The organism is Sphaerotilus sulfidivorans (assembly GCF_013426975.1).
In the GTDB taxonomy this organism is placed as follows: Bacteria; Pseudomonadota; Gammaproteobacteria; order Burkholderiales; family Burkholderiaceae_C; genus Sphaerotilus; species Sphaerotilus sulfidivorans.
On the sequence record NZ_JACCPY010000003.1, the window covers coordinates 25,222 to 51,302 of the forward strand.

The 26,081-nt window shown below is 71.3% G+C and carries 20 protein-coding genes and 1 pseudogene; 12 read left to right on the top strand and 9 right to left on the bottom strand.

All coding sequences use genetic code 11. The features are described from left to right. Positions 1-25: 25 nt before the first annotated feature. The 5 genes from HZU84_RS02325 to HZU84_RS02345 are packed head-to-tail and all read left to right on the top strand — an operon-like array spanning position 26 to position 3,772. The gene (locus HZU84_RS02325; protein WP_149503144.1) at positions 26-373 is read left to right on the top strand and encodes a protein tyrosine phosphatase family protein; all 348 of its coding nucleotides are present in this window, start codon (positions 26-28) and stop codon (positions 371-373) included. A 31-nt stretch (positions 374-404) separates the two neighbouring features. Then, entirely contained in the window at positions 405-1,868 is a 1,464-nt protein-coding gene (locus HZU84_RS02330) for a cache domain-containing protein (protein WP_149503143.1), read from the top strand. Further along, on the top strand, positions 1,846-2,460 hold the full coding sequence (locus HZU84_RS02335; protein WP_149503142.1) for a response regulator transcription factor: 615 nt from the start codon (positions 1,846-1,848) through the stop codon (positions 2,458-2,460). The genes HZU84_RS02330 and HZU84_RS02335 overlap by 23 nt, the downstream gene beginning before the upstream one ends. A 35-nt stretch (positions 2,461-2,495) precedes the next feature. Next, a complete protein-coding gene (gene queF / locus HZU84_RS02340) occupies positions 2,496-3,374 on the top strand; it encodes an NADPH-dependent 7-cyano-7-deazaguanine reductase QueF (RefSeq protein ID WP_149503141.1) in 879 nt (292 codons plus the stop codon). An 11-nt stretch (positions 3,375-3,385) separates the two neighbouring features. After that, positions 3,386-3,772, top strand: coding sequence for an ArsC/Spx/MgsR family protein (locus HZU84_RS02345; protein WP_244954450.1), 387 nt, complete (start codon positions 3,386-3,388; stop codon positions 3,770-3,772). 16 nt (positions 3,773-3,788) lie between these two features. Here HZU84_RS02345 and HZU84_RS02350 read toward each other — a convergent pair whose 3' ends face one another. Next, positions 3,789-4,946: a DNA alkylation repair protein gene (locus HZU84_RS02350; RefSeq protein WP_149503139.1), complete on the bottom strand. Its 1,158-nt coding sequence runs from the start codon at positions 4,944-4,946 to the stop codon at positions 3,789-3,791. Positions 4,947-5,281: 335 nt separating this feature from the next. Here HZU84_RS02350 and HZU84_RS02355 point away from each other — a divergent pair. Next, positions 5,282-6,976: pseudogene (locus HZU84_RS02355) on the top strand (transglycosylase domain-containing protein); the annotation flags it as partial. A gap of 366 nt (positions 6,977-7,342) precedes the next feature. Here HZU84_RS02355 and bamE read toward each other — a convergent pair. Next, positions 7,343-7,882 (bottom strand): outer membrane protein assembly factor BamE domain-containing protein, encoded by a 540-nt coding sequence (gene bamE, locus HZU84_RS20385; protein ID WP_149503137.1) that lies wholly within the window; start codon positions 7,880-7,882, stop codon positions 7,343-7,345. 16 nt (positions 7,883-7,898) lie between these two features. Here bamE and HZU84_RS02360 point away from each other — a divergent pair, with 16 nt between their 5' ends. After that, positions 7,899-9,302 (top strand): CapA family protein, encoded by a 1,404-nt coding sequence (locus tag HZU84_RS02360; protein ID WP_244954449.1) that lies wholly within the window; start codon positions 7,899-7,901, stop codon positions 9,300-9,302. Here HZU84_RS02360 and minE read toward each other — a convergent pair. The 4 genes from minE to HZU84_RS02380 form a co-directional block, all read right to left on the bottom strand. Then, positions 9,293-9,556 carry a cell division topological specificity factor MinE gene (minE, locus tag HZU84_RS02365; protein WP_037482075.1) on the bottom strand — a complete coding sequence of 88 codons (264 nt, stop codon included), beginning with the start codon at positions 9,554-9,556 and terminating at the stop codon, positions 9,293-9,295. The genes HZU84_RS02360 and minE overlap by 10 nt on opposite strands. A gap of 4 nt (positions 9,557-9,560) precedes the next feature. Further along, complete coding sequence (gene minD / locus HZU84_RS02370) at positions 9,561-10,376, bottom strand: septum site-determining protein MinD (protein WP_149503136.1); 816 nt, start codon at positions 10,374-10,376, stop codon at positions 9,561-9,563. 65 nt (positions 10,377-10,441) lie between these two features. Beyond that, positions 10,442-11,251, bottom strand: coding sequence for a septum site-determining protein MinC (minC, locus tag HZU84_RS02375; protein ID WP_149503135.1), 810 nt, complete (start codon positions 11,249-11,251; stop codon positions 10,442-10,444). 143 nt (positions 11,252-11,394) lie between these two features. Continuing rightward, positions 11,395-13,254, bottom strand: coding sequence for an ABC transporter ATP-binding protein (locus HZU84_RS02380; protein ID WP_244954448.1), 1,860 nt, complete (start codon positions 13,252-13,254; stop codon positions 11,395-11,397). 119 nt (positions 13,255-13,373) lie between these two features. Between HZU84_RS02380 and HZU84_RS20390 the strand changes: the two genes are divergently transcribed. After that, positions 13,374-14,468 (top strand): hypothetical protein, encoded by a 1,095-nt coding sequence (locus HZU84_RS20390; protein ID WP_246607103.1) that lies wholly within the window; start codon positions 13,374-13,376, stop codon positions 14,466-14,468. A gap of 16 nt (positions 14,469-14,484) precedes the next feature. Here the strand turns inward: HZU84_RS20390 and HZU84_RS02390 are convergent, their stop codons facing one another. Then, complete coding sequence (locus tag HZU84_RS02390) at positions 14,485-16,884, bottom strand: YgiQ family radical SAM protein (RefSeq protein ID WP_149503133.1); 2,400 nt, start codon at positions 16,882-16,884, stop codon at positions 14,485-14,487. A 208-nt stretch (positions 16,885-17,092) separates the two neighbouring features. Here HZU84_RS02390 and HZU84_RS02395 point away from each other — a divergent pair, with 208 nt between their 5' ends. Beyond that, the gene (locus HZU84_RS02395; RefSeq protein WP_149503132.1) at positions 17,093-17,461 is read left to right on the top strand and encodes a carboxymuconolactone decarboxylase family protein; all 369 of its coding nucleotides are present in this window, start codon (positions 17,093-17,095) and stop codon (positions 17,459-17,461) included. On the opposite strand, the gene HZU84_RS02400 is transcribed toward HZU84_RS02395, so the two are convergent. Beyond that, entirely contained in the window at positions 17,444-18,115 is a 672-nt protein-coding gene (locus HZU84_RS02400; protein WP_149503131.1) for a PEP-CTERM sorting domain-containing protein, read from the bottom strand. The two genes, HZU84_RS02395 and HZU84_RS02400, sit on opposite strands and share 18 nt — an antisense overlap. 237 nt (positions 18,116-18,352) lie before the next feature. After that, entirely contained in the window at positions 18,353-20,794 is a 2,442-nt protein-coding gene (locus HZU84_RS20855; RefSeq protein ID WP_149503130.1) for a putative bifunctional diguanylate cyclase/phosphodiesterase, read from the bottom strand. Between the two features lie 272 nt (positions 20,795-21,066). On the opposite strand from HZU84_RS20855, the gene HZU84_RS02410 reads away from it, so the two are divergent. The 3 genes from HZU84_RS02410 to HZU84_RS02420 are packed head-to-tail and all read left to right on the top strand — an operon-like array spanning position 21,067 to position 26,064. Then, entirely contained in the window at positions 21,067-22,530 is a 1,464-nt protein-coding gene (locus tag HZU84_RS02410) for a glycosyltransferase family 2 protein (protein WP_149503129.1), read from the top strand. Continuing rightward, entirely contained in the window at positions 22,527-24,101 is a 1,575-nt protein-coding gene (locus HZU84_RS02415; protein WP_149503128.1) for a polymer-forming cytoskeletal protein, read from the top strand. The genes HZU84_RS02410 and HZU84_RS02415 overlap by 4 nt, the downstream gene beginning before the upstream one ends. A gap of 25 nt (positions 24,102-24,126) precedes the next feature. Then, on the top strand, positions 24,127-26,064 hold the full coding sequence (locus tag HZU84_RS02420; RefSeq protein ID WP_149503127.1) for a polysaccharide deacetylase family protein: 1,938 nt from the start codon (positions 24,127-24,129) through the stop codon (positions 26,062-26,064). The last annotated feature ends 17 nt before the right edge of the window (positions 26,065-26,081 follow it).

The window sequence follows — 26,081 nt, forward strand, 5'->3', positions numbered from 1 at the left end:
CACTCCCGCTTCAGCGAGGTTCCCGATGAGCAACACCCTGCCGATCCAGCAAGTCGCCCCGGACTTCTGCGTGGCGCCGCAGCTGGCCCCGGCCGCGATGGCCGAGGCCGCCGCCGCGGGCTTCCGCAGCGTCATCAACAACCGCCCGGACTTCGAGCACGGCCCGGACCAGCCGACCAGCGCCGAGATCGCGGCGGCTGCACAGGCTGCAGGCCTGCAGTACGTGCACCTGCCGGTGGCCGGCGGCTACCAGAGCCCCGAGGAGATCGCCCGCTTCGCCGAGCTGCTGGCGACGCTGCCGCGGCCGATCCTGGCCTTCTGCCGCAGCGGCGCCCGCGCGACCCGGCTCTACATGCAGGCCACCCAGGCCTGAGACCGGTCCGCCAGCCCGCCTTGCCGCCGCCATGACCGCGACCGCCGCCCCGTCCGAGCCGATCGGCCCGCGGCGGCTGCGCCGGCGCATCCTGCTGCTGGCCGTCATGCCGCTGCTGGCGGCGGTGGCGGTGATCGCGCTGGCGGTGCGCTCGCAGGCCCAGGATCTGGCGCTGCAGGAACGGGCGCTGGTCGAGACCGCCTACCTCGCCAGCAAGGAGGCCGAGCTGCGCCACCATGTCGAGATGGCGATGAACATGATCCGCCCGCTCTACGACAGCGGGCGCGACGACGAGGCCACCCGGCAGGAAGCGATCCGCATCCTCAACGCCTTCGACTACGACAACGGCGACGGCTACTTCTTCGCCTACGACTACAGCGGCCGCTGCCTGGTGCTGCCGCACCAGCCCGAGCTGGTCGGCCAGAACCTGTGGGACATCCGTGACCGTGACGGCCAGCCAGTGGTGCAGGCCCTGATCGCCAAGGCCCGCGAGGGCGAGGGCTATTTCCGCTATGTCTGGAACAAGCCCAGTGCCCGCGAGGTCGCGCCCAAGCTGGGCTATGTCGTCGGCCTGCAGCGCTGGGGCTGGATGGTCGGCACCGGCATCTACCTCGACGATGTGCAGGCCACGCTGGACGCGCTGGAGCGCCAGGGGCGCGCCAACATCGACAAGACCACCGGCTGGATCGCGATCATCGCGCTGATGGCGCTGGCGCTGGTGGGCGGCAGCACGCTGGCGATGAACCTGGGCGATCACCGCGCCGCCGACGCGCAGCTGCAGCAGCTGGCGCGCCAGGTGGTGCAGTCGCAGGAAAACGAGCGCGCCCACCTCTCGCGCGAGCTGCATGACGGCACCGGCCAGACGCTGGTGTCGATCAAGCTGCTGCTCGACAGCACGATGGAGCAGCTGCGCAGCGAGCACGGCCGGGCACCGGTGGCGCTGGAGCGCGCGCGCAGCCGCATCGAGGAGGCCCTGGCCGAGGTGCGTGACATCTCCCACCGGCTGCGCCCGGTGGTGCTCGACACGCTGGGCCTGCCCAGCGCGCTGCGCCACCTCGGCGAGGAATTCGCCGAGCATGCGCAGATGGCCTTCTTCATGCGCATCGGCGGACGCGAGCGCGATCTGCCCGAGGCGGTCAACACGGTGCTGTTCCGCATCACCCAGGAAGCGCTGACCAACATCGAGAAGCATGCCCAGGCCAGCCGGGTCGACCTGCGGCTGATCTACCTCGGCGGCGAGGTGCGGCTCACGGTGGCCGACGACGGCCACGGCTTCGATGCGGAGCGCATCCAGTCCGACCCGCGCCGGGGCATCGGCCTGCTCAACATGCGCGAGCGGGTCGAGGCGATCGGCGGCGTGTTCCGGGTACAGTCGCGCCCGGGCTCGACCCGGGTCGTCGCCCAGATCGGCGCCGATGCCGTCCGCCGGCTGGCCGTACCCGCCCTCCAACCCCTGGCTCCCCTCCGATCCGATGCGCATCCTGATCGTCGATGACCACCCGCTCGTGCGCGAAGGCGTGCGCACGCTGATCAACCACCAGAGCGGCCTGGAGGTCGTCGGCGAGGCGGCCGATGCCGACAGCGCGCTCGAGGCGATCGCGCGACTCGAGCCCGCGCTGGTGCTGACCGACATCGGCATGAAGCAGGTCAGCGGCATCGCGCTGGCCGCGCAGATCCGCGAGCGCTGGCCGGCGATCCATGTGATCGTGCTGAGCATGTACGACAACCCGGACTATGTGCACCAGGCGATGCAGGCCGGCGCACGCGGCTATGTGCTGAAGGACGCGCCCTCGTCGGACATCGTCGACGCGATCCGGGCGGTGGCCGCCGGCGACACCTTCCTGAGCGCCAGCCTGTCGCGCCAGAGCGCACGCAGCGACGGCCCGCGCCCGATCCTGTCCGAGCGCGAGGCCGAGATCCTCGCCTGCCTGGCGCGCGGCCTGTCGAGCAAGCAGATCGCCGCCGAGCACGACCTGAGCGTGCGCACCGTCGAGACCCACCGCCAGAACATCCGCCGCAAGCTGCGCATCGAGGGCCAGGCCGAGCTGATCCGCTACGCGGTCGAGCACTGCCGCACCGCGGGCTGACCGCCCCGGCGGGCGGCCCCGCTACCATTGCGGCCATGAGCGACACCCCCTCCTCCCCGTCCCCGGCCCGCGATCCGAGCGGCTCGCTGCTGGGCAAGACCGCCAGCTACCGCGCGACCTACGCGCCCGAGCTGCTGTACCCGATCTCGCGCACCCCGAAGCGCGAGGAGATCGGCCTGAGCGCAGAACGCATCGCCGCCGGGCGCCTGCCCTTCATGGGCGCGGACCTGTGGACCGCCTACGAGCTGTCGTGGCTGACGCCGCGCGGCAAGCCGCAGGTGGCGATCGCCACCATCACCGTGCCCTGCGACTCGCCCTGCATCATCGAGAGCAAGTCCTTCAAGCTCTACCTCAACAGCTTCAACATGACCCGGGTGGAGTCGCCCGAGCGGCTGCGCGAGATGCTGGTGCACGACCTGAGCGCGGCTGCCGGCGCCCGCGTGGGCGTGCGGCTGGTGCTGCCGGAGGCCTTCGACGCGCAGCCGATCCACGAGCTGTCGGGCGTGCTGCTCGACCGCATGGACATCGACTGCGACCGCTACGGCCCGCCCGCGCCCGAGCTGCTGACGGCCGCCCTCGACGAGCAGCCGGTCACCGAGACGCTGACCTCGCACCTGCTCAAGAGCAACTGCCTGGTCACCGGCCAGCCCGACTGGGGCAGCGTGCAGATCAGCTACACCGGCCCGCAGATCGACCAGGAAGGGCTGCTGCGCTACCTGATCAGCTTCCGCGAGCACGACGAGTTCCACGAGCAGTGCGTCGAGCGCATCTTCACGGACATCCTGGAGCGCTGCCAGCCAGTGCGGCTGCAGGTCTACGCGCGCTACACCCGCCGCGGCGGCCTGGACATCAGCCCCTGGCGCACCAGCCATCCGGCGACGCTGCCGGCCAACGTGCGCACCGCGCGTCAGTGATGGAAGCGGCGATGCAGACCCCCGCGCCCCGCGTGCTGACGCTGCACGGCATCCCGAACTGCGACACGGTGAAGAATGCACGCGCCTGGCTGGCCGCGCAGGCACCGGCCGCCGGCGTCGAGGTGCATTTCCACGACTTCAGGAAGCAGGGCGTGCCCGCCGACCTGCTCGGGCCCGCCAGCGAGGCGCTGGGCTGGGAGCGGCTGATCAACCGCAGCGGCACCACCTGGCGCCGGCTCGACGAGGCCGAGCGGGCCGCCGTGACCGACGCGGCCACCGCGATCACACTGATGCAGACCCAGCCCAGCGTGATCCGCCGGCCGCTGGTGCGCTGGCCGGACGGCCGATTCAGCGTCGGCTTCGACGCGGCGGACTTCGCCGCGCGGCTGGCGCGCTGAGCCCGCCCGGGGCGCATCAACCGCCGGTCAGCAGCTCGAAGCCGGCCTCGGCCAGCGTCTGCCCGTTGACCTGCAGCGTGACCCGGTGCCAGCCGGGATGGTGGCGTCGGGTGCTGATCGCGCGCAGCGCATGGCGGCGCACCAGCACCCGCGCCTCGCCCGGCGCCAGCGTCAGGGTCCAGCCCTTGAAGACCTTCGGCGAGGTGCGGCCGTCCGCCTTCACATGGTGGACCGCATAGTCGATCACCAGCGGCTGCGCCGACCCGGCCTGCGACTGCAGCCCGACGCGCAGCTCCACCGCCTCGCCCAGCGCGATCGCGCCGGGCCGCAGCGTGAGCGTCGCGCGGCCGGCCAGCGGCTCGCCCTGGCCCCAGGCGGCCAGCACCTGCGCGTGGCCGGCCTTGATCAGCGTGCGGCTGGCGTGGCGCAGCAGCGCCCGGCGCGGCGCCGGTGCCTGCGGCAGATGCACCTGCAGCCAGCGCAGCAGTTGCTCGGGATGGTCGCGGGAAATGTCGTTGAGGTGATTGGCGACCGAGCGGCGCACATAGGCGCTCGGATCGTCCTGCAGCCGCGCCAGCAGCGGCAGCGTCGGCGCGGGATCGCGGATCAGCCCCTGCAGCTGCCGGCCCCAGGGCAGGCGCGGCCGGCTGCCCTCGCTCGCCAGCCGGCGCACATGCTCGCTCGGATCCTCGCACCAGGCGGCCAGCCGCGCCCAGGTCCGCTCCGGATGGCGCTCGATGAAGGGCCGCACCGCCCATTCGGCGGTGAAGCGCTGGGTCATCGCGTGCAGCGCATCGAGCGCACGATCGGGCTGATGCAGGCCGCAGCGCGCCACCCAGTCGGTCAGCGGCCACACCACCCAGCCCGCCAGGCCGGCGGCCGGATCGGCCGGCCCCTGCGGCGCCTCGCCCCAGGGCACCGTGCCGGGCGGCGCCAGCGCCGCCTCCAGCGCGTCGCAGGCGGCCGCGAAGTCGTCGGCCAGCACCCGCTGCAGATGGCGCTCGAGCACCGCCGACAGATGCTGCACCCGCGCCTTGAGCTCGAGCGCCTGCAGCCCGGCACAGGCCTCGGTCTCGAAGGCGTGGCGGTCCAGCCCGGGCAGCACCCGTGCCAGATGAAATCCGAGCTGTCCGACGGCCACTTCGTCGAGCAGGTTCCTGAGGGCTTCGGCCATGATCGCAGCATAGCAACCCATGCCTTGGCCGGGGCCGCGACTCGGTACAGGCGGTTACAGTGCGGGGCTGCCGTCGGTCCAGCATCGACCTGTCGGGGCCAGACCCTGTTGCCGAACCTGCCACCGCCCGTCCTCCTGTCGTGACGAAGAAGTCTCTCGTCCTGTCCTGCCGCCGGATCCTGCTCACCCTGGCGGTGCTGCTCACGCTGCTGCTGCTGGCCGGCTCGGCAGCGGTCGCGATCGCGGTGGCCCGGCTGTGGCCGCAGCTGCCCGCGCTCGACCGGGTGCTGCACTACCAGCCGCAGCAGCCGCTGCAGGTCTTCACCGCCGACGGCGTGCCGATCGCCCAGTTCGGCGAGGAGAACCGCGAGTTCGTGCCGATCGCGCAGATCCCGCCGCTGCTGCAGCAGGCGGTCATCGCGGTCGAGGACCGGCGCTTCCTGCGCCACCCCGGCATCGACCCGATCGGCATCGCGCGCGCGGTGCTGGCCAACCTCGGCGGCGAGCTGCGCGAGGGCGGCTCGACCATCACCCAGCAGGTGGCGCGCAACTTCTTCCTCAACCAGGACCGCACGCTCGAGCGCAAGCTGCGCGAGGCGCTGCTGGCGCTGCGCATCGAGCGCGAGCTGGACAAGCCGCGCATTCTCGAGCTCTACCTGAACCAGATCGACCTGGGCCAGCGCAGCCATGGCTTCGCCGCTGCGGCACGGACCTATTTCGGCAAGTCGCTGCAGACGCTGACGCTGGCGGAGACCGCGATGCTCGCCGGCCTGCCGCAGAACCCGGCCTGGGCCAATCCGGTGGTCAACCCGGAACGCGCACGCACCCGGCAGCGTCAGGTGCTGCAGCGCATGGAGCGCGACGGCCTGATCAGCGCCGCCCAGCGCGCCAGCGCCGAGGCCGAGGTGCTGGTGGTTCGCCGGCCCAGCCAGACCGAGGTTCAGGCCGGCCATCTGGCCGACATGGCCCGGCGCTGGGCAGCGGCGCGGCTGGGCGAATCGGTCTATGCCCAGGGCTACCGGATCTACACCACCGTGACCGCGGCCGAGCAGCGCGCCGCCCATGCCGCGCTGCGCCAGAGCCTGATGGCCCAGGAGCGCACCCGCCTCTGGCGCGGCCCGGAGGGGCAGGAGGATCTGCCCGAGGGCATCGAGGGCAGCGCGCTCGACCGCATCGCCGCGCAGGCGCTGCGCGACCGGCGCGATGACGAGGATCTGCGTCTGGCGGTCGTGACCACGGTGCGGGTCGACGGTCTGGAAGCCCGGCTGGCCGACGGGCGGGCGGTGGCCCTCGGGCCGATCGGCCTGCAGCGCCTGCACGAGGCGCCGCCGGGCACGCCCGCGCTGCGCCGGGGCGCGGTCATCCGGCTCGAGCGCCTGCAGCGCGAGGACGGTGGCACCTTCTGGAGCCTGGCGCAATGGCCGCAGGCCGAGGGCGCGCTGGTGGCGCTCGATCCGATCGATGGCCGGGTGCGCGCGCTGGTCGGCGGCTTCGACCATCACCGCAGCCCGCTGGACCGGGCCACCGCGGTCTGGCGGCCGGCCGGCTCGGCGCTGCAGCCCTTCATCGATTCGGCCGCGCTCGAGCGCGGGATCATGCCCGACAGCCTGATCAGCGACGCGCCGCTGCCCGAGGAAGGCGCGACCCTGGCGCAGGCACCCGCCGGCGAGGCCCGGGTGCTGACGCTGCGCCAGGCCCAGCTGATCGACGCGCGCCATGCCGCCGTGCAGCGGCTGCGGCATGTGGGCATCGACACGACCCGCGACTGGCTGGAGCGCTTCGGCTTCGACCGCGACCGGCTGCCCAGCGACCTGACCCTGGCCACCGGCCAGGCCGGCACCACGCCGATGCAGCTCGCCCGCGCCTACAGCGTGCTGGCGCGCGACGGCGGCGATCCGGTCGCGCCCAACTTCGTGGACCGGATCACCGACGCCTCCGGCGTGGTGATCTACCGCCCGCCCGCGCTGCCGCCGCATGATCCGGGCCAGCGGGTGGTGCCGGCCCGCAATGCCTTCCTGATGGGCACGCTGCTGAAGGATCACCTGCTGGCCGGCCAGGCCGCGCCGGTGCTCGACCGGCTGCAGCGCCCTGACCTGTTCGCCCGGGCCGGGCGCTCCGACCAGGGCGACGGCTGGTTCGCCGGCTACCAGCAGCGGCTGGTCACGGTGACCTGGATCGGTCGCGCCGCCACGCTGGCGCCCGATGCCGGTGCCTTCGACCCGGTCGCGCTGGCGCGGCAGAGCTGGATGGACTTCATGGCCAGCGCGCTGGCCGGCAGCGCCATCGCGCCGGCCCCGCCGGTGCCGGCCGGACTGCAGCCGGTCGGCGAGGACTGGCGCTATGTCGAGCAGGCCGAGGAGCCCGCGCCGAGCTACATCGGCACGCTGCCGCCGGACTCAGCGGTAGAGATCGCGCGGATCATCCATCGCCGCAGCCGAGAGCACCCGGCCGTCGAAGTCGAAGCTCACGCGGAAGATGCGCCGCGTCGGACCGTCCTGCCAGCGCCAGTCCCAGACCTCCTCCTTCTTTAGCGCATAGGCCTCCTTCAGCGCCGGCGGGCCGAGTTGCTCGCGCACCTGCTCGACCGTCATGCCGGGGCGGATCTGCGCGAAGCTCTCGGGCTGCAGCAGCTGGCGCAGCTGCACCAGCCGGCCATCCGTGCCGATCGTGGCGACATGGTTGGTGGATCCCTCGGGCTGGGCCGAGAACTCCAGCCGGCGCAGGCCGTCAGGCTGCACCCGAATCGTCACCGGCGTGCCGAACTCGCGCAGCACCTCCTGCTCGGTGGCCTGGCCGGGCTGCAGCCGGGCCTCGCGCTGCGCATCGCAGCCCGACAGCGCCAGGGCCAGCCCGAGCGCCAGCCCGGCCTGGAGCGACAACGACCGCGACGACGATGCGAAGATGCGCGCCGCCCGTTGCGTGATGCCTGAGCCCATGATGAAGATCCTCCCGATGACAAAACCGATGATGGTCCGGCCGGCCGGCCTGGCCGCCCTGCTGCTGGGCGCCAGCGCCCTGGCAGGCGCGGCCGGTGCCGCGCCGCTGGTGCGCTGCCATGTCGACTACGGCGGCGAGACCCGCGTCGTCGAGCTCGACGAGCGCGCCGATGCGCTGGGCACGCCGGCGCAGCCGGTCGGATCCTACTTCCTGTGGCGTGCGGTGCTGCAGCGCGACGGCCGCATGATCGAGCTGCGTGTCGACACCGATGCCGACCGCGATGCCGACCAGTCGCCGCTGCCGCTGCATCAGGGCCGCTTCCGGCTGCCGGCGCGTGGCTCGGCACGCGCGGCCGACGGCGGCTTCACCGGCTGGCAGCGGGTGCACGAGCCGCTGCGCGACGGCGAGCTGCAGTACGCCTGCGAACGTACCGCCGCACCACTGCCGCCACCGCCTCGGCCGGTACCGGCCGCGCGCCCGGCACGGCGCACCGACCCCGACGCCCGCGTGCGCCTGGTCTTCGCCGGCGACCTGATGCTCGACGACGGGCCGGGACGGCTGATCGCGGCGGGCGGCGATCCGCTGGCCCCCTTCGACGCGCTGCTGCGCCAGGCAGACGTGCGCATCGGCAACCTCGAGTGCCCGGTCGCCGCCAGCGGCACGCCGCTGCCGAACAAGATCTACAGCTTCCGTGCCGACCCGGCGACGCTGCGGGTGCTGCAGGGCCGCTTCGACGCGCTGTCGGTAGCCAACAACCATGCGGGCGACCAGGGTCCGGCGGCCTTCGTCGAGACGCTGGAGCGGGTGCGCGCGGCCGGCATCGCGCCCTTCGGCGGCGGGCGCGACCTGCGCGAGGCGCACCGGCCGCTGTGGATCGAGCGCGCCGGGCTGCGCATCGCGCTGCTGGCCTACGACGAGTTCAAGCCGCGCAGCTTCCGAGCCGGCCCGTCCACGCCCGGCGTGGCCTGGAGCGACGACCTGCAGGTGGTGGCCGACATCCGCGCCGCGCGCCAGGCCGGCGCCGACGTGGTGATTCCCTTCATGCACTGGGGCTGGGAGCGCGAGCCGGAAGCGGGCGAGCGCCAGCGCCGCCTGGCGCGGCGCATGATCGAGGCCGGCGCGGACGCGGTGGTCGGCGGCCACCCGCATGTCACCCAGGGCGCCGACCTGGTGGCCGGACGGCCGGTGGTCTGGAGCCTGGGCAACTTCGTCTTCGACGGCTTCGAGGATTTCGCACCGGCACGCCGCGGCTGGCTGCTGCGCATGACGGTGGACGCACAGGGCGTGCGCGACTGGGACACGGTGCAGGCCGACCTCGATCTGCAGGGCACACCGCATCCCGACCTGCAGGCCTGGACGCCGTGCGGGCAGCGCGGCGTCGGCACGGTGCTGCGCTGCCAGGCCGGCGCTCAGCGCTGAGGCGACTCGGGCAGCTCGATCTTGACCTCGAGCACCTCGAGGTTGTCATGCCGCTCGAGGTGGACCTTGACATCGTTCGGATGGATCGCGACGTACTTGGTCACCACCGCCAGCAGCTCGCGCTGCAGCGCCGGCAGGTAGTCGGGGCTGGAGCTGCGCGAGCTGCGTTCGTGGGCCAGGATGATCTGCAGCCGCTCCTTGGCCACCGTCGCGGACTTCTGCTTCTCGCCGAGCATGAAGGAAAGAAACCCCATCGGGTCACCTCGCGCCGAAGAGCCGCTTGAAGAAGCTCGGCTTGACCACATCGATGAAGCGCATCGGCTTGTCCTCGCCGAGGAAGCGCGCCACCACATCCTTGTAGGCCTCGGAGGCATCGCTGCCGTTCATGTGGATCACCGGCACGCCCTGGTTGGAGGCCTGCAGCACCACCTCGGACTCCGGAATCACGCCGATCAGCGGAATGCGCAGGATCTCGTTGATGTCGGCCAGCGACAGCATCTCGCCACCCTGCACCCGGCTCGGGTTGTAGCGGGTGATGAGCAGATGCTCCTTGACCGGCTCGCGGCCCTCGATCGCACGCAGCGTCTTGGAGCTGAGCATGCCCAGGATCCGGTCGGAGTCGCGCACCGACGACACCTCGGGATTGGTCACCACCAGCGCCTCGTCGGCGAAGTGCATCGCCATCATCGCGCCGGTCTCGATGCCGGCGGGCGAATCGCAGACGATGTACTCGAAGCCCTGCTCGGCCATCTCCTGGAAGACCCGGCCGACGCCCTCCTTGTTGAGGGCCTCCTTGTCGCGGGTCTGCGAGGCCGCCAGCACATGCAGGTTCTCGCAGTTCTTGTCCTTGATCAGCGCCTGGTGGAGGTTCACCTCGCCGTTGATCACGTTGATCAGGTCGTACACGACCCGACGCTCGCAGCCCATGATCAGGTCGAGGTTGCGCAGACCGACGTCGAAGTCGATCACTGCGGTCTTGTGCCCCCGCATCGCCAGCCCCGACGCGAAGCTTGCGCTGGTCGTGGTCTTGCCGACTCCACCCTTGCCGGAGGTCACTACGATGATCCTGGCCATCCGTCGTGGTCCTTTCTTCGTCTTTGTCTGTTGTCGTTGTCCCGCCTGCAGCCCTTGTGGGGGCTTCAGGCCTTGATGGCCTCGATGACCAGCGTGTCGCCGTCGAGCCGGACCTGTGCGGCCTTGCCGCGCACCTCGACCGGCAATGGCGGGTCGGTGGTCTGGTAGATGCCGGCCACCGAGATCAGCTCCGGCTCCATGCAGGTCGAGAAGATGCGCGCGCTGATGTCGCCGGTCGCGCCGGCGATCGCCTTGCCGCGCAGCGGCGCGTACACATGGATGCTGCCGTCGGCGATCACCTCCGCGCCGTGGCTGACCAGCGCCAGCACCACCAGGTCGGCGTTCTTCGCATAGACCTGCTGGCCCGAGCGCAGCGGCCGGTCGACCACCAGCAGCGTCGGCACCGGCAGCGCCGGTTCGTCCTCGGACAGCGCGTCCGGATCGGTGGCATCCGCTGCTGCATCGGCCGGCGCGACCGGCTCAGGCTCCGGCGCTGCGACCGGCTCCGGCGGCGGCGCGACGCGGGCATGGGGCAGGTCGGCGCCGGAATCGGGCGCCTCGCACAGACCCGCCTCCAGCGCGGCTTCCAGCTGCTCGGGCGAGCCCGAGCGCACCGCCACCGGCACCATGCTGTAGCGCCGCAGCAGCGCGGCCAGACCGGCGAAGTCGACCGGCTCGACCTGATCGCGCACATGCGTCAGGTCGATGACGACCGGATCGCGATTGAAGAAGTCGGCCGACGGCGCGATGCGCGCCTCGAACTGCGCCTCCAGCTCGTCGAGACGGGTGGTTCGCAGCACCAGCGCGACCAGCGCCAGCGAGGCGCTTTTCAGGTCGAAGGCGTTCGACGGATTTGCCGGGGAAGATGCGGCCATTGTGGAGAGCGAGTCGGTACCGTCTGGTGATCGATTTATGAAGAAACCTGCAGGAACGAGTGTACCCACGCACCACCGCCCCGCCTGCCGGGATCAGCCGGAACTTGAGGACGAATTACCGGATAAATCCGGACGTTGATACATCAAGTTTCATTTTCACCCAGAAAACCGCCACTCTGCCGCGCCCAGAGTCGGGCGTAGAGTCCGCCTTGCGCCAGCAGCGTGGCGTGGTCGCCCTGCTCAACGATGCGGCCGCGGTCGAGCACCACCAGCCGGTCCATCGCCGCGATGGTCGAGAGCCGGTGCGCGATCGCCACCACCGTCTTGCCCTGCATCAGCGTGTCCAGGCTGGTCTGGATCGCCGCCTCGACCTCGGAGTCGAGCGCGCTGGTGGCCTCGTCGAGCAGCAGGATCGGCGCGTCCTTCAGGATCACCCGCGCGATGGCGATGCGCTGGCGCTGGCCACCCGAGAGCTTGACGCCGCGCTCGCCGACCTGCGCGTCGTAGCCGCTGCGCCCGGACGGGTCGGAGAGCTGGCGGATGAAGCCGTCGGCCTCGGCGCGGCACGCGGCCTCGATCATCTCGGCGTCGCCCGCGTCCGGGCGGCCGTACAGGATGTTGTCGCGCACCGAGCGGTGCAGCAGCGAGGTGTCCTGCGTGACCATGCCGATCTGCGCGCGCAGGCTGTCCTGGGTGACGGTGGCGATGTCCTGACCGTCGATCAGGATGCGCCCGCCCTGCAGGTCATGGAAGCGCAGCAGCAGATGGGTCAGCGTCGACTTGCCCGCGCCGGAGCGCCCGACCAGGCCGACCCGCTCGCCCGGGCGGATGTGCAGGTCCAGATCGCGGATCAGCGGCTCGTCGGTCGCGCCGCCGTAGCCGAAGGTGAGCCGCTCCAGCCGGATCTCGCCGCGCGGCACCGCCAGCGTGGCCGCGTCCGGCCGATCGACCACCCGGCGCGGCTGCGACAGCGTGGCCAGGCCGTCCTGCACCGTGCCGATGTGCTCGAACAGGCCGGTCATCTCCCACATCACCCAGTGCGACATGCCGTTCAGGCGCAGCGCCATCGCGGTGGCCGCCGCCACCGCACCGATGCCGACCTGGCCCTGGCTCCACAGCCACAGCGTCATGCCGGCGGTGGAGGCGATCAGGCCCATGCTCAGCAGATGGTTGACGATCTCGAACAGGCTGACCAGCCGCATCTGGCCATGCACCGTGACCAGGAAGTCGCCCATCGCGCTGCGGGCGAAGTCGGCCTCGCGCCGTGCATGCGAGAACAGCTTGACGGTGGCGATGTTGGTGTAGGCATCGCTGACCCGGCCGGTCATCAGCGAGCGCGCATCCGCCTGCGTGCGACCGACCCGCGCCAGCCTCGGCACGAACCAGGCCACCGAGGCGGCGTACAGCAGCAGCCAGACCACGAAGGGCAGCAGCAGCCAGCGGTCGAGCCCGCCGGCCAGCAGCGTCATCGTCACGAAATAGATGGTCACGAAGACCAGGATGTCGGTCAGGATGAAGGTGGTGTCGCGCACCGCCAGCGCGGTCTGCATCACCTTGGCGGCAACCCGGCCGGCGAACTCGTCCTGATAGAAGGCCAGGCTCTGGCCGAGCATCAGCCGGTGGAAGTTCCAGCGCAGCCGCATCGGGAAGCTGCCGGCCAGCGTCTGGTGCTTGAGCATCGTCTGCAGCGCCACCAGCGCCACGCTGCCCAGCACGATGGCCAGCAGCAGCAGCAGGTCGGCGCGGTGGGTGGGCCAGAGCCCGGCCGGATCGGCCTGCCCGAGCGTGTCGACCACCGTGCCGAGCGCACCGAACATCCAGGCCTCGAAGGCACCGATCAGTGCGGTGCACAGCGCCATCACCAGGATGTGGCCGCGCATGCCGGCGCTGCTGTCCCAGACGAAGCGCCACAGCCCGGGGCGCGGCGGCGCGATCTCCTCGGCAGGAAACGGATCGACCCGCCGCTCGAAGGCCTGGAAGACGGCCCGAAAAACGAAAAACACGTCTTGGTTCTCTCTGATACGCGCCAGTGGCGGATTGTGCGACCGGGAAACGGTCCTTACCGGGCCCGATGCCATGAACACAGACACTTGCGGCGGGGACCGGAACAATGATGTCCATGATGAAGAACACCGCCCCCACCTCCGTCGCCCCGACCGATGCCCCGATCGCCATCGGCCCTGTCGAAGCCCTGACGCACACCGCCTCGCAGCGGCGCCAGCTGCTGGTGGCGCTGGCCGCGCTGGGCAGCGCCCCCGGCCTGTGGCCGGCCCGCGCCGAGGCGCAGACCGTCACTCCGGTCTACGGCAGCCTGAAAGGCGCCAGTCTGGGCAACAACGCCGCGCTCAACGGCGCCCTGCCCTTTCCGGCCGGACAGGCCTTCAACACCGACATCTCGAAGGCCGCGGTCGACCCCGGCTCGGCGGCCATCATCGCCAGCATCGGCGCCACCGCCAGCCTGCGGCCGGACTTCGGCTCGGGCACCTGGGACGGCGGCCCGATCGGCATTCCCTATGTGGTGGTCTCGGGCAGCCAGGCCAAGGTGACGATCCGCTTCACCGCCTATGCCTCGGAGAGCGAGCCCGGCCCCTATCCGGTGCCGCGCACCGCGCCGATCGAGGGCGGCGCCGCCAGCTCGGGCGATCGCCATGTGATCGTCATCGACCGCGACAACAACCGCCTGTACGAACTCTACCGCGCCTTCCCCAACGCCGACGGCAGCTGGTCGGCCGACTGCGGCGCGGTCTTCCACCTCGACAGCCTGACGATCCGCCCGACCGCCAAGGCGGGCTGGACCAGCGCAGACGCCGCCGGCCTGCCGATCTTTCCCGGCCTGGTGCGCTACGACGAGGCGATGCGCGGTGCCGGCGGCATCCGCCACGCACTGCGCTTCACCGTGCCGAGAACCCGCAAGGCCTATGTGCCGCCGGCAACGCACTGGTCGTCCAGCAACACCAGCACCGCGCTGCCGCCGATGGGCGCACGACTGCGCCTGAAGTCGACCTTCGTGATTCCGACGACCTTCAGCAACGAGGCCAAGGCCGTCCTGACCGCGCTGAAGACCTACGGCATGTTCGTCGCCGACCATGGCAGCGCCTTCTACCTGAGCGGCGCCCCCGATCCGCGCTGGAACAACAGCCGTCTGGTCACCGAGCTGAAGACGGTCAAGGGCAGCCACTTCGACGTGCTGACGATGACCGGCCTGGTCAAGGGCTGAGGCGAGACGCGCCGCCTCAGCGCGGCCGGCGCTTGGCCGCGCCGGTGACGCGCGGCGGCAGGCCGGTGTGCTGGGTCAGGATCGTGCCGGGCTTCGGCGGCGCCTTGGCCGCAGGCGCGGCCTGCCCCCGGCTGCCCGGCACGAGGATCTTCTGGCCCGACGGCGCGGCGCCACTCTTCGCGCCCGCCTTGGCCACCGGCCGGTTCGGCGCCGCCTTGACGCCGACCGGGGTCGAGTTCTTGCGCCGCGCGCTCTGGTAGCTGCCGTCGGTGGCGGGCTGGAAGGTCGGGATCAGGTGGTGCTTGCCGTTGCCGATCAGGTCGGCACGGCCCATCTCCTTCAGCGCCTCGCGCAGCAGCGGCCAGTTGTTCGGATCGTGGTAGCGCAGGAAGGCCTTGTGCAGCCGGCGGCGGCGCTCGCCGCGCACGATGTCGACCTTCTCGGCGCGTGCGGCGTCGCGGCTGATGCCCTTGAGCGGGTTCAGTCCCGAGTGGTACATGGCCGTCGCGGTGGCCATCGGGCTCGGGTAGAAGGTCTGCACCTGGTCGGCGCGGAAGCCGTTCTCCTTCAGCCACAGCGCGAGGTTCATCATGTCCTCGTCACGGGTGCCGGGGTGCGCGGCGATGAAGTACGGGATCAGGAACTGCTTCTTGCCCGCCTCCTCGCTGAACTTCTCGAACAGCGCCTTGAAGCGGTCGTAGGTGCCGATCCCCGGCTTCATCATCTTCGACAGCGGCCCGCTCTCGGTGTGCTCGGGCGCGATCTTCAGATAGCCGCCGACATGGTGCGTCACCAGCTCGCGGATGTACTCGGGCGACTTCACCGCCAGGTCATAGCGCAGCCCCGAGCCGATCAGGATCTTCTTGATGCCCTTGAGGTTGCGCGCGCGCTTGTAGATGCGGATCAGCGGCGAATGATCGGTGCGCAGGTTGGTGCAGATGTCCGGGTAGACGCAGGACGGCTTGCGGCAGGCCGCCTCGATCTCGGGCGACCAGCAGCCCAGCCGGTACATGTTGGCCGTCGGGCCGCCGAGGTCGGACACCACGCCGGTGAAGCCCTTGACCTTGTCGCGGATCTCCTCGACCTCGCGGATGATCGAATCTTCCGAGCGGCTCTGGATGATGCGGCCCTCGTGCTCGGTGATCGAGCAGAAGGTGCAGCCGCCGAAGCAGCCGCGCATGATGTTGACCGAGAAGCGGATCATCTCCCAGGCCGGGATCTTGGTCGCGCCCTCATGGCCGCCGGTCTCGTCGGCATAGCTCGGGTGCGGGCTGCGCGCGTAGGGCAGATCGAAGACCTGGTCCATCTCGGCCATCGTCAGCGGGATCGGCGGCGGGTTGATCCAGACGTCGCGCTCGCCGTGGCGCTGCACCAGCGCACGGGCGTTGCCGGGATTGGTCTCCAGATGCAGCACCCGGCTGGCGTGGGCGTAGAGCACCGGGTCGGACTTGACCTGTTCGTAGGACGGCAGCCGGATCACGGTGCGCTCGCGCGGCGGTAGCTGGATGCGCCCCGACAGCGCCCGGGCCGACGGCACGATGCGGATCGGCTGCGCGCCGTCGGCCGCCGGGGCGCCGCCGGATTCCTTCGCGCAGGTCGTGCCCTGCTCGGCCGCCTGCTCCTCGGTGGTCTGGTAGGGGTTGATGAAGGCGTCGATGCGGCCCGGGCGGTCGACCTCGGTCGAGTCCAGCTCGAACCAGCCGGCGGCGCTGGGGTCGTCGGTGCGGCGCAGGAAGGCGGTGCCGCGCACGTCGGTGATGCGCTCGATCGGCTCGCGCGCGGCCAGGCGGTGCGCGATCTCGACGATGGCGCGCTCGGCATTGCCGTAGAGCAGCAGGTCGGCCTTGGCGTCGACCAGGATCGAGCGGCGCACCTTGTCCTGCCAGTAGTCGTAGTGCGCGATGCGGCGCAGGCTGGCCTCGATGCCGCCGGCGATCACCGGCACGTCCTTGAAGGCCTCGCGGCAGCGCTGGGTATAGACCAGCGTGGCGCGGTCCGGTCGCTTGCCGGCCACGCCGCCGGGCGTGTAGGCGTCGTCCGAGCGGATCTTCCGGTCGGCGGTGTAGTGGTTGATCATCGAATCCATGTTCCCGGCGGCGACGCCGAAGAACAGGTTCGGTCGGCCCAGCGCCCGGAAGGGCTCGGCCGAGTTCCAGTCGGGCTGCGCAATGATGCCGACGCGAAAGCCCTGCGCCTCGAGCGTGCGGCCGATCACCGCCATGCCGAAGCTCGGATGGTCGACATAGGCGTCGCCCGTCACGACGATGACGTCGCAGGAATCCCAGCCGAGCTGGTCCATCTCGGCGCGGCTCATCGGCAGGAAGGGCGCGGTGCCGAAGCGTTTCGGCCAGTACGGACGGTACTGGTTCAGCAGCTTCGGGGGGCTGGGCGGCGCGGTCAGGGTGGAGGCGGTCACGGGTCGGGCCCTCTCGGCAGATCTGGCGGGGCGAAGGGGAAACCCTCCATTGTCGCCGCAGTCCGGCCCGCGCCGCCAGCCGGATCGCCGAAGGCCACAGGCGGCGACGGATTCGACCGCCTTGACCGTCATCAAGGCCGATTCCGTCGCCCAACATACCATAGCGGGTATCAACCACTCCAGGCCTGCGCTGCCGGCCCTGCCCGCCATGTCAGAGATCCACTATCCCGACCTCACCCGCGACATCAGCCGCGAGCTCGCCAGCCTGCGCCAGACCCAGAAGGGCACGATGCAGGGCTTCGGCGCGATGGCCGCGGCCTCGATGGCCGACGGCGCGCTGTCGGAAAAGCACAAGGAGCTGATCGCCACCGCGATCGCGGTCAGCCAGCGCTGCGCCGGCTGCATCGGCTTCCATGTCAAGGCCCTGGTCCGCCTGGGCACCACGCGGGCCGAATTCGAGGAGATGCTCGGCGTGGCGGTCTACATGGGCGGCGGGCCGGCGCTGATGTACTGCGCCGAGGCGCTGCAGGCCTGGACGCAGTTCGCGCCGGCGCCGGCCTCAGCCCCAGCGGCCTGAACGGGTCGCCTGCTGACGCCGGCGGCCGAAAACGGCCAGGCCCAGCAGACCGGCGCCGAACATCGCCGCGGCCGCCGGCTCGGGCACCGGCGACGCCACCTGGATCGTCAGCACCTGGGTGGTGTTCCAGGACTGCGCCGCCAGCGCCACCCGACCGCGCAGACCATCGCTGAACAGCACCTCGACATAGGCATTGCGCAGCGAGCTGCCGGTGCTGTCGATGGTCTCGCTGTCGATGCGCACCGGCGAGGTCGAGGCGATGCGGTCCAGGTCCAGACCGCCGAAGCGCATCGACTGGCCGCTGTCAAGGCTCAGGCCGCCCCAGTAGGCGGTCGAATAGTGATCGCTGGTGCCGGTCAGCGGATCGAGCGTCTGGTGACTGCCCTCGTAGCGCTCCCAGACCCCGATGCCGGCCTCCTGGGCCCCCATCGAGTACCAGAACCCGGTCAGCGTGATGCCGTCCGAGGAGTCGTTGCGGACCTGGCCGGACTGCAGGTACCAGTTGCCATCGAGCGTGATGACCGCCGCATGGCGGGTCTCGGCGGCGACCGGTGCCGGTGCGGCAGCGCCGATCAGGAGCGCCGCCAGCAGGGCGGCGGTGGAAGCGGCAGCAGAAGTGGCGGCAGAAGTGGAGGCGATCTTCGTGCGGATCATGTCGGACCTTCTTGGTGGTGCATTGACGACACGCGGAGGCTCGTCGGACGAGCTTCTTGCTTTCTGCGTGGGCCGGGTGTCGCATTCCCCTGATCTGCACCGTACCTAGAAAAATCTCGAAAATCACCGCCACAACACCCGCATCCACGGGGTTGACTCTTAAGAATTGGTCAATGATTCAATTCAAAAGAGGAATATTGCACAGCAAAAACCCCCTGTTTCAGGGTTGACCAAAGATCACGACTTTGCTTCCGGATTTCTGCCGCGATGCCCGAAGTCGTCGGCCATCAGGCGATGCAGGAAGTCGTCGCCGGCGATGGGGCGGCCGAGCAGATAGCCCTGGATCGCGTCGCAGCCCTGCTCGCACAGGAAATCGAGCTGCTCGACCGTCTCGACGCCTTCGGCGACCAGGCCGATCTCCAGCGCGCGCGCCATCGACACCATCGCGCCGACCAGCCGGGAGCTGCCGGCATCCTGCGGCACCTGGCGCAGAAAGGAGCGGTCGACCTTGACCCGCTGCACCGGCAGGTCGCGCAGATAGGCCAGGCTGGAGTAGCCGACGCCGAAGTCGTCGATCGCCACGCCGACACCCAGATCCGCCAGCCGCGCCAGCAGCAGCCGCGCCTGGGCGACATCGCCCACCGCCAGGCTCTCGGTGATCTCCAGCTCGAGGCGCTGTGCCGGCAGCGCGTGGCGCCGCAGTGCCTGCGCCACCACCGACGCGATGTCGTCGCCCAGCATCTGCCGCACCGACACATTCACCGCCACCCCGATCGGCCGGCACGCCAGCGCCGACCATTGCGCCGCCTGGCGACAGGCCTCGTCGATCACCCAGCGTCCGATCGGGACGATCAGGCCGGACTCCTCGGCCAGCGGGATGAAACGGTCCGGCGGCACCATGCCCAGCTGCGGATGGCGCCAGCGCAGCAGGGCCTCGGCGCCCACCACCTGCAGCGTGCGGCCATCGAACTGCGGCTGGAAGAACAGCTCGAGTTCACGCCGCTCGATCGCATGATGCAGATCCGCCTCGAGGCGGAGCTGATCGACCGGCACCGGCACCTCCTGCCCGGCATCGATGCGGAACTGGGCACGGCCGGCGCGCTTGGCCTGGTGCAGCGCCCGATCGGTGCGCACCATCAGGCCGATGTCGTCGGCGCCGATGCTCAGGTCCGCCACCGCGCCGGCGTCGATCCAGGCCAGCCCCAGGCTGCAGCCCGGACGCAGGGTGTGGCTGCCGACCTGCAGCGGCTGGCCGAGGCGATCGATGAGCTGGCGCGCCAGCGCCTCGATCACCGCCACGTCGCCCAGCACCGGCCCCTGGAACAGCAGCATGAACTCGTCACCGCCCAGTCGCGCCAGCAGGACCGGCTCGGCCGGCAGACCGCTCGGCGCCCCGTTCAGGCCGCCAAGCCCGCGCAGCCGCTCGCCGATCGCCAGCAGCACCTGGTCGCCCGCCCCGTGGCCGAGCATCTCGTTGATCTTCTGGAAGCGGTCCAGGTCGAGCTGCACCAGCACCAGCCGCCCGGCCGCGGCCGGCTGCAGCGCCCACAGGTGCAGCCGCTCGGCCAGCAGTTCCTGAAAGGCCTCGCGGTTGAGCAGACCGGTCAGCCCGTCCTGGCGGGCGATGCTGCGCAGCCGAGCGTCATCGTCGGCAACGATGCTGTCGAGCCGGCGGCATTCGGCTTCGCTGCGGCTGGCGCGCCGCAGCAGCCGCATCACCAGCGCAACGGCGGCGGCCGTCAGCGCCAGCCCGGACATCAGCGCCAGCAGCGGCATCGCGCCCAGCAGCGGCTCGGAGGGCGGGCGGACCAGACTCAGGCGCCAGAGCCGCTCGCCGACCTCGAAGGTCAGATCGCGCCGGTCGCGCGATGACACCGGCGCGAGCCCGCCGGGATCGGCATGGACCGTGCGGACCGGCTGGGGCGAGCGGCCATCGGCCACGCTGCCCACATCGCTGAGCTGGAGCCGCAGCCCGTCGAACTCGGCCTCGCCCACCCGGCTGACCTGCATCAGCCGCGCCGCATCGACCAGCACCCGCAGGTGGCCGGCCTGGTTCTCGCGCCGGCTCTCGACGGAGCCGGGGTCACCCTCGCCGCCCAGATAGACCGGCGCGCTGATCTGCAGCGCCACCCGGCCGTCGGCCAGATGCAGCGGCGCATGCATGACCGTCAGGTTGCGGTCGCGGCTGTCCTCGTCGACCGCTGCGGCATCCGCCGCATCGCCAGGCCTGGCCGGCAGATCGCGACCCGCCGTGCCCAGGCCGTTCGTGCTCAGGAAGACCGGCCCGGCACAGACCGCCGCAGCGGAGCAGTTCTCGTAGCGCACCGACAGCACTTCGGGCAGACCGCGGGCGACCTGCAACACATCGAAATGCGCCGCGAACTCCCGGGCCGACACCTCCCGGCTGGCGAGGAACAGCCCCTGGAAGCTGCGCGCCAGGCGCTGCAGATGGTCGACATGGCGCACCAGATGCTGCTGGCGCACCTGCACCTGGATCTCGAAGCGGTGATCGGCCTCCTGCGCCTGATGCCGGGCCAGGGCCCACCAGGCGACCAGCGACAGCAGCAGACCCAGCACCAGCACGCCCGCCACCACCGGATGACGGAAGGACAGCTCGCCCGCGGGCGAATCCAGTGGATCCGGTGAATCGGCAGAGGAAGGGGAGGAAATGATCGACACGCCGCGATTGTCGGCGCGGGCATGCAGCTACTGAAATTTCAGTGTCAACCGAGCCGGCACGCCCAGATCAGGAGCCGTTCAAGTTGGCCCGCTGATCGGGCGATATGGCAGGCAATCACCGCGCAGATCCGGTCAGACGCCGGCTTGCACTCCCTTAACAGCAGGGGATGACTCATGCATCGATCACAAAAAGATACCTTGTTGAGGTTATTCTTACAAAGAGAAACAAGTCGGCAAAGGTAATCCTTCCCATGCCGACACGCCCCCAGACGATGTCCCGCCCCCTGAATTCCCCGTTTCAGCCCCTGCCGGCTGCCCCGCGACGGCACCCGCGGCTGTGCCTGCTCGCGCTCGCACCGACCCCGGCGGTCGCCAGCGCCGCGCCCGGCTGGCAGCTCGAGGTCGACAGCCTGCTCGGCCCGGTCTGGGCCTGGTCGCTGCTGGCGCTGATGGCCACGATCGTCGCGCTGATGGCGGTCTACACCGTGCGCCACTACGGCTTCACGCTGAACCGCATGTTCGGCCGCCAGCGCCATCCCTACGCCAGCCTGGTCAGCGCCGACTGGCCGCGGGTGACGATCTTCGTGGCCGCGCACAACGAGGAGGCGGTCATCGAGGACTGCCTGGTCAACCTGATGGGCGTCGACTATCCGCAGGACCGCATGATCGTCGTGCCGGTCAACGACCGCTCGAAGGACCGCACCCGCGAGATCATCGACGCGGTGGTCGAGCGCTATCCCGGCCGCATCCGCCCCTTCCACCGCACCGACGGCAAGCCCGGCAAGGCCGCGGCGCTGAAGGACGCCACCGAGACGGTGGACACCGACTTCATCATCGTCTTCGATGCCGACTACCTGCCCTCCAAAGGCCTGATCCGGCGGCTGATGGCCCCCTTCTTCGACCCGGAGGTCGGCGCGGTGATGGGCCGCGTGGTGCCGCAGAACTGCGGCGCCAACCTGCTGACGCGGCTGCTCGACCTGGAGCGCTCCGGCGGCTACCAGGTCGACCAGCAGGCGCGCATGAACCTGGGACTGGTGCCGCAGTACGGCGGCACGGTGGGCGGCATCCGGATCGCGGCGCTGCACTCGGTCGGCGGCTGGCATGACGACGTGCTGGCCGAGGACACCGACCTGACCTACCGGCTGCTGCTGGGCGGCTGGAAGACCATCTACCAGAACCGCGCCGAATGCTACGAGGAGGTGCCGCAGAGCTGGGCGGTGCGCACCCGCCAGATCAAGCGCTGGGCCAAGGGCCACAACCAGGCGATGTGGCGCCACACGGTGGGCTGCCTGACGCAGCCCGACCTGAGCTGGCGCGAGCGCATCGACGGCGCGCTGCTGCTGGGCGTCTACCTGATGGCGCCGGTGCTGCTGCTGGGCTGGCTGGTGAGCCTGCTGATGTATTTCACCGTCTCGGTGGCCTGGAGCGCGCCGGCCCTGGTGGTGCTGGCCTTCATGACGCACGGCGCGCTGGGCAACTTCGCCGCCTTCTACGAGATCGCCGCGGCCACCCACATGGACCGATCGAGCAACCGGGTGCGGCTGCTGGCCTTCAACTGGCTGGGCTTCATCGTCAGCGCGATGGCGATCTCGCGCGGGGTGCTCGAGCAGGTGGTGCTCGACCGCCTGGGCACGCCGCAGCTCAAGTGGGACAAGACCGCGCGCTACCGCAGCGCGCCGGCCCGCACGCCGGGCGCAGCCGCCCAGCCGGGCACCCCGCCGGGAGCGCAGCCATGAAGATCACGCTGCTGCTGATCGGCCTGACGCTGCTGGTGATCGTGCTGCCGCTGCTGCCGGCGCTGCAGGAGTGGCGCCGCCCCAGCGATGTCACCCCGCTGCCGATCGACGAGGCCGATGCGCTCGAGCCCGACTACATGGCGCAGCGCTTCGGCCAGCGCCTGGACGATGCGATCGACCGCGGCCTGATCGAGATCGGCGGCGTGCCGCTGGTGCATCTGCCCGCCGAGGCGGTGCGCGCGCCCTGGCCGCTCGACGAGCGCGAGGTGCGCAGCGGCCGCAGCCGCCGCATCTGGCACAGCGACGGCGACTGCCGTCTGCCCGAGCGCCTGCACGGTCTGGCCGAGATGTCCTGCGCCGGCACGATGCAGGCTGCTGCCGGCCACACCTACCGCGCGCTGCGCGCCCGCCAGGCGCTGCTGCTGCCCGAGCGGGTGCGGGTGCTGCGCTGGGCGCATGGCCGCCAGGTGGTGGTCGGCGACCGCGGCGTGCTGGCCGGGCGCATCAGCGCCGAGCACTCGCTGCTGATCGGGCGCGAGGTGAGCTTCTCGCTGCTGCATGCGCCGGTGATCCGCTTCGCCGGTGCGGTCGATGCCGCGCATCGCCCGCATCCCGAAGGCCTGCCCGCCGCGCTGGGCCGGGCCGACGGGCTGCGCCCGGGCGCACCGGGCCAGCCGGCGCGGGTCGAGGGCGCGCTGATCGTGGCCGCGCTGCGCCACTGGGACAGCGACCTCGATGTCGACGGCCATGTGACGATCGGCGAGGGCTGCCACGGCCAGGGCCGGCTGCGCGCCACCGGTGCGGTCCAGGTCGGCGCCGGCGCGGTGCTGGCGGGCAGCCTGGCTGCGGCCGGCGAGATCTACATCGCCGCCGGGGCCGAGGTGCAGGGATCGGTGATTTCCGAGAGCACGATCGTGCTGGGCGCGGGCTGCGTCATCGGCCTGCCCGGCACGCATGCGACGGTGCGTGCGCCCCGGGTCGAGATCGGCAAGGGCGTGGTGGTGCACGGCACCGTCTGGGCCGGCCAGCGCCGCATCGACATCGACACCGCGCCGCCCGGAGCCGCGGCGATCGGCTACGACGCGCCGGTGCGCTGGGACAGCATCGCCCGGCGCGGCCTGGCCACCGCCTCGCTCGCGCTGGCGCCGCGCTCGCATCACCAGGGCGATCTGGTCTGCCAGGGTGATCTGGAGATCGGCGCACGCAGCCGCATCCAGGGCAGCCTGAAGGCCCATGGCGATCTGGCCGTCGGCGCCGGTGCCCGCATCGACGGCACCCTGGCCTCGCCCGGCGAGATCGTTCTGGGCGCGGGCAGCCATATCGCCGGCTCGGTGATGTCGGAGGAGGCGGTGGTGCTCGGTCCGGGCTGCGTCGTCGGCTCGCCGCAGCATCCGGCCACCGTCTGCGCGCCGCGCATCGAGGTCGCGCTCGGCGTGGTGGTGCACGGCACCGTCTGGGCCGGCAGCAGCGGCGACGCGCCCTCGCCGCTGCTGGACACCGGCGGCCGCGACGACGAGACGCTCGACGAACGCACGCCGCTGGCGCCGCTGCCCGGCCAGGCCGCCGCCTGACACGCATGACGGCCACATCGCATCCATGACCGACCCACGCCCCTCCCCCCGCACCGCCCGCTCCGCTGGCCTGTCCCTGCTTGCCCTGTCCCGTGCGGGCTGGCAGCGTGTCGGCGTCGTGCTGCTGCTGGTCGGGGCGGCTGCGGCCACCCACTGGCATTTCCATCAGGACGGTGATGCCCCGGCGAGCAGCGCCCGGCTGATCCTGGTGCTGCCGGACACCGAGGCGGCCGATCCGGCGCCGCAGGCCGCCTGGCAGAACGCCGCCGACGAGCTCGGCCTGAAGCTCGAGCCGATGAGCGCCTCCGAGCTGGTGCGCCAGCGCGGCGACGGCCGCGGCGATGCGCTGATCCTGCCCGACGCCCTGCACCGCCGCATGAGCGACGCGCTGGCGATGACGCTGCGCGAGCGGGTGCGCGCCGGCGACCGGCTGATGCTGGTGCATGACGCGGGCCTGCAGGACATCGACGGCCGCTACCGCGCCGAGCGCTCGCGCCTGTCCGATCTGGCCGGCGTCGACTACGGGCTCTACGGCGAGCTGGGCACCGGCATGCTGCGCGAGACCGAGGTGCAGGTGCAGCCGAGCCAGATCGCCGCCCTGGGCCTGCCGCCGGGCAAGCTGGTGCGCGGCACGGACGACCTGCCCTACAGCCGCTACCGCCCCGACCCGGGCCCGGACGGCGAGGCGCTGCCGGTGCTGGCCGGCTACCGCTACGGCCGGATGCGCCATGCCAGCTTCGTCACCCGCGGCGACTTCGACGGCACGGTGCTGATGCGCGCGCCCGACGGCAGCCTGATCGCCGGCGAGCGCGCGGCCGGCCGCGGCCAGGTGCTGTTCGTCAACCTGCCGCTGACCCCGCTGAAGCTGGCCACCGACGGCCTGCTGCTGCACGGCTTCCTGCAGCATTTCGCCCGCGATCTGGCCGGCCAGGCGCAGCTCTCCGCGGTGCCGGACGGCGTCGGCGCGGTGGTGATGAACTGGCACATCGACGACCGCAAGGCGCTGCCGGCGCTGGAGCGCGCCGACGAGCTGGGCGCCTTCGCCAAGGGGCTCGGGCCGTATTCGATCCATCTGACGGTCGGCCCGGATGTCGACCAGCCCGGCGACGGCCGCGGCATGGATCTGGCGGCCAACCCGCAGGCGCAGGCCTGGGTGCGCCGCCTGGCCGCCGAGGGCCACGAGATCGGCAGCCATGGCGGCTGGATCCACAACTGGTTCGCGGCCAATCTCGACACGATGGCGCGCGAGGCCGCCGAGGCGATGATCGACCGCAACTCGCTGCTGCTGACGCAGTTCTCCGGCCGGCCGGTGCGCGAGTACTCCGCGCCGGTGGGCCATCACCCGGCCTGGGTGACCGGCTGGCTGCGCCAGCGCGAGATCCGCGCCTTCTATTTCACCGGCGACACCGGCATGGCGCCGACCCGCAGCTTCCAGGACGGCCGGCGCCCGCGCCCGGACATCTGGAGCTTTCCGGTGCTGGGCTTCGGCCGCCATGCCTCCTTCGAGGAGGCGCGTGCGGCCGGCACGCCGGAGCAGGTCATCGCCGACTGGCTCGACGAGGTCTCCGACTTCTGCGCCGAGCAGAGCACGCTGCGGCTGGTCTATTTCCATCCCTTCGGCCTGGTGATGTATCCGCAGGCCTTCCAGGAATGGCTGCGCCACAGCGGCGAGCTGACCACGGCGGGCCGGCTGCGCTGGATGACGATGACGCAGTACAGCCAGTTCGCCAACCGGCGTCTGCGCACCGTCTGGTCGCTGGCCCCCGAGGGCCGCCAGCTCCAGCTGCAGGCACGCCACCCCGAGTCGCTCGAAGGCATGACCTGGCTGCTGCCGGCCACGCGCTACGACCGGCCGGTGGTGCTCAGCGGCAGCGCGCAGGTCGATCGCAGCGGCACCCAGTGGCGGGTGCGCGCCGCCGACGGCCGCGCGCTGAAGGTGCGCGTCGACCCGGTTCCCGCCTGAATCCGCCCCCCCGAATC

Bases quoted from the DNA above. Each gene is read 5' to 3' on its own strand.
- HZU84_RS02325 (WP_149503144.1), top strand. From the start codon at position 26: ATGAGCAACACCCTGCCGATCCAGCAAGTCGCCCCGGACTTCTGCGTG.
- HZU84_RS02330 (WP_149503143.1), top strand. From the start codon at position 405: ATGACCGCGACCGCCGCCCCGTCCGAGCCGATCGGCCCGCGGCGGCTG.
- HZU84_RS02335 (WP_149503142.1), top strand. From the start codon at position 1,846: ATGCGCATCCTGATCGTCGATGACCACCCGCTCGTGCGCGAAGGCGTG.
- queF (WP_149503141.1), top strand. From the start codon at position 2,496: ATGAGCGACACCCCCTCCTCCCCGTCCCCGGCCCGCGATCCGAGCGGC.
- HZU84_RS02345 (WP_244954450.1), top strand. From the start codon at position 3,386: ATGCAGACCCCCGCGCCCCGCGTGCTGACGCTGCACGGCATCCCGAAC.
- HZU84_RS02350 (WP_149503139.1), bottom strand. From the start codon at position 4,946: ATGGCCGAAGCCCTCAGGAACCTGCTCGACGAAGTGGCCGTCGGACAG.
- bamE (WP_149503137.1), bottom strand. From the start codon at position 7,882: ATGGGCTCAGGCATCACGCAACGGGCGGCGCGCATCTTCGCATCGTCG.
- HZU84_RS02360 (WP_244954449.1), top strand. From the start codon at position 7,899: ATGACAAAACCGATGATGGTCCGGCCGGCCGGCCTGGCCGCCCTGCTG.
- minE (WP_037482075.1), bottom strand. From the start codon at position 9,556: ATGGGGTTTCTTTCCTTCATGCTCGGCGAGAAGCAGAAGTCCGCGACG.
- minD (WP_149503136.1), bottom strand. From the start codon at position 10,376: ATGGCCAGGATCATCGTAGTGACCTCCGGCAAGGGTGGAGTCGGCAAG.
- minC (WP_149503135.1), bottom strand. From the start codon at position 11,251: ATGGCCGCATCTTCCCCGGCAAATCCGTCGAACGCCTTCGACCTGAAA.
- HZU84_RS20390 (WP_246607103.1), top strand. From the start codon at position 13,374: ATGAAGAACACCGCCCCCACCTCCGTCGCCCCGACCGATGCCCCGATC.
- HZU84_RS02395 (WP_149503132.1), top strand. From the start codon at position 17,093: ATGTCAGAGATCCACTATCCCGACCTCACCCGCGACATCAGCCGCGAG.
- HZU84_RS02400 (WP_149503131.1), bottom strand. From the start codon at position 18,115: ATGATCCGCACGAAGATCGCCTCCACTTCTGCCGCCACTTCTGCTGCC.
- HZU84_RS02410 (WP_149503129.1), top strand. From the start codon at position 21,067: ATGTCCCGCCCCCTGAATTCCCCGTTTCAGCCCCTGCCGGCTGCCCCG.
- HZU84_RS02415 (WP_149503128.1), top strand. From the start codon at position 22,527: ATGAAGATCACGCTGCTGCTGATCGGCCTGACGCTGCTGGTGATCGTG.
- HZU84_RS02420 (WP_149503127.1), top strand. From the start codon at position 24,127: ATGACCGACCCACGCCCCTCCCCCCGCACCGCCCGCTCCGCTGGCCTG.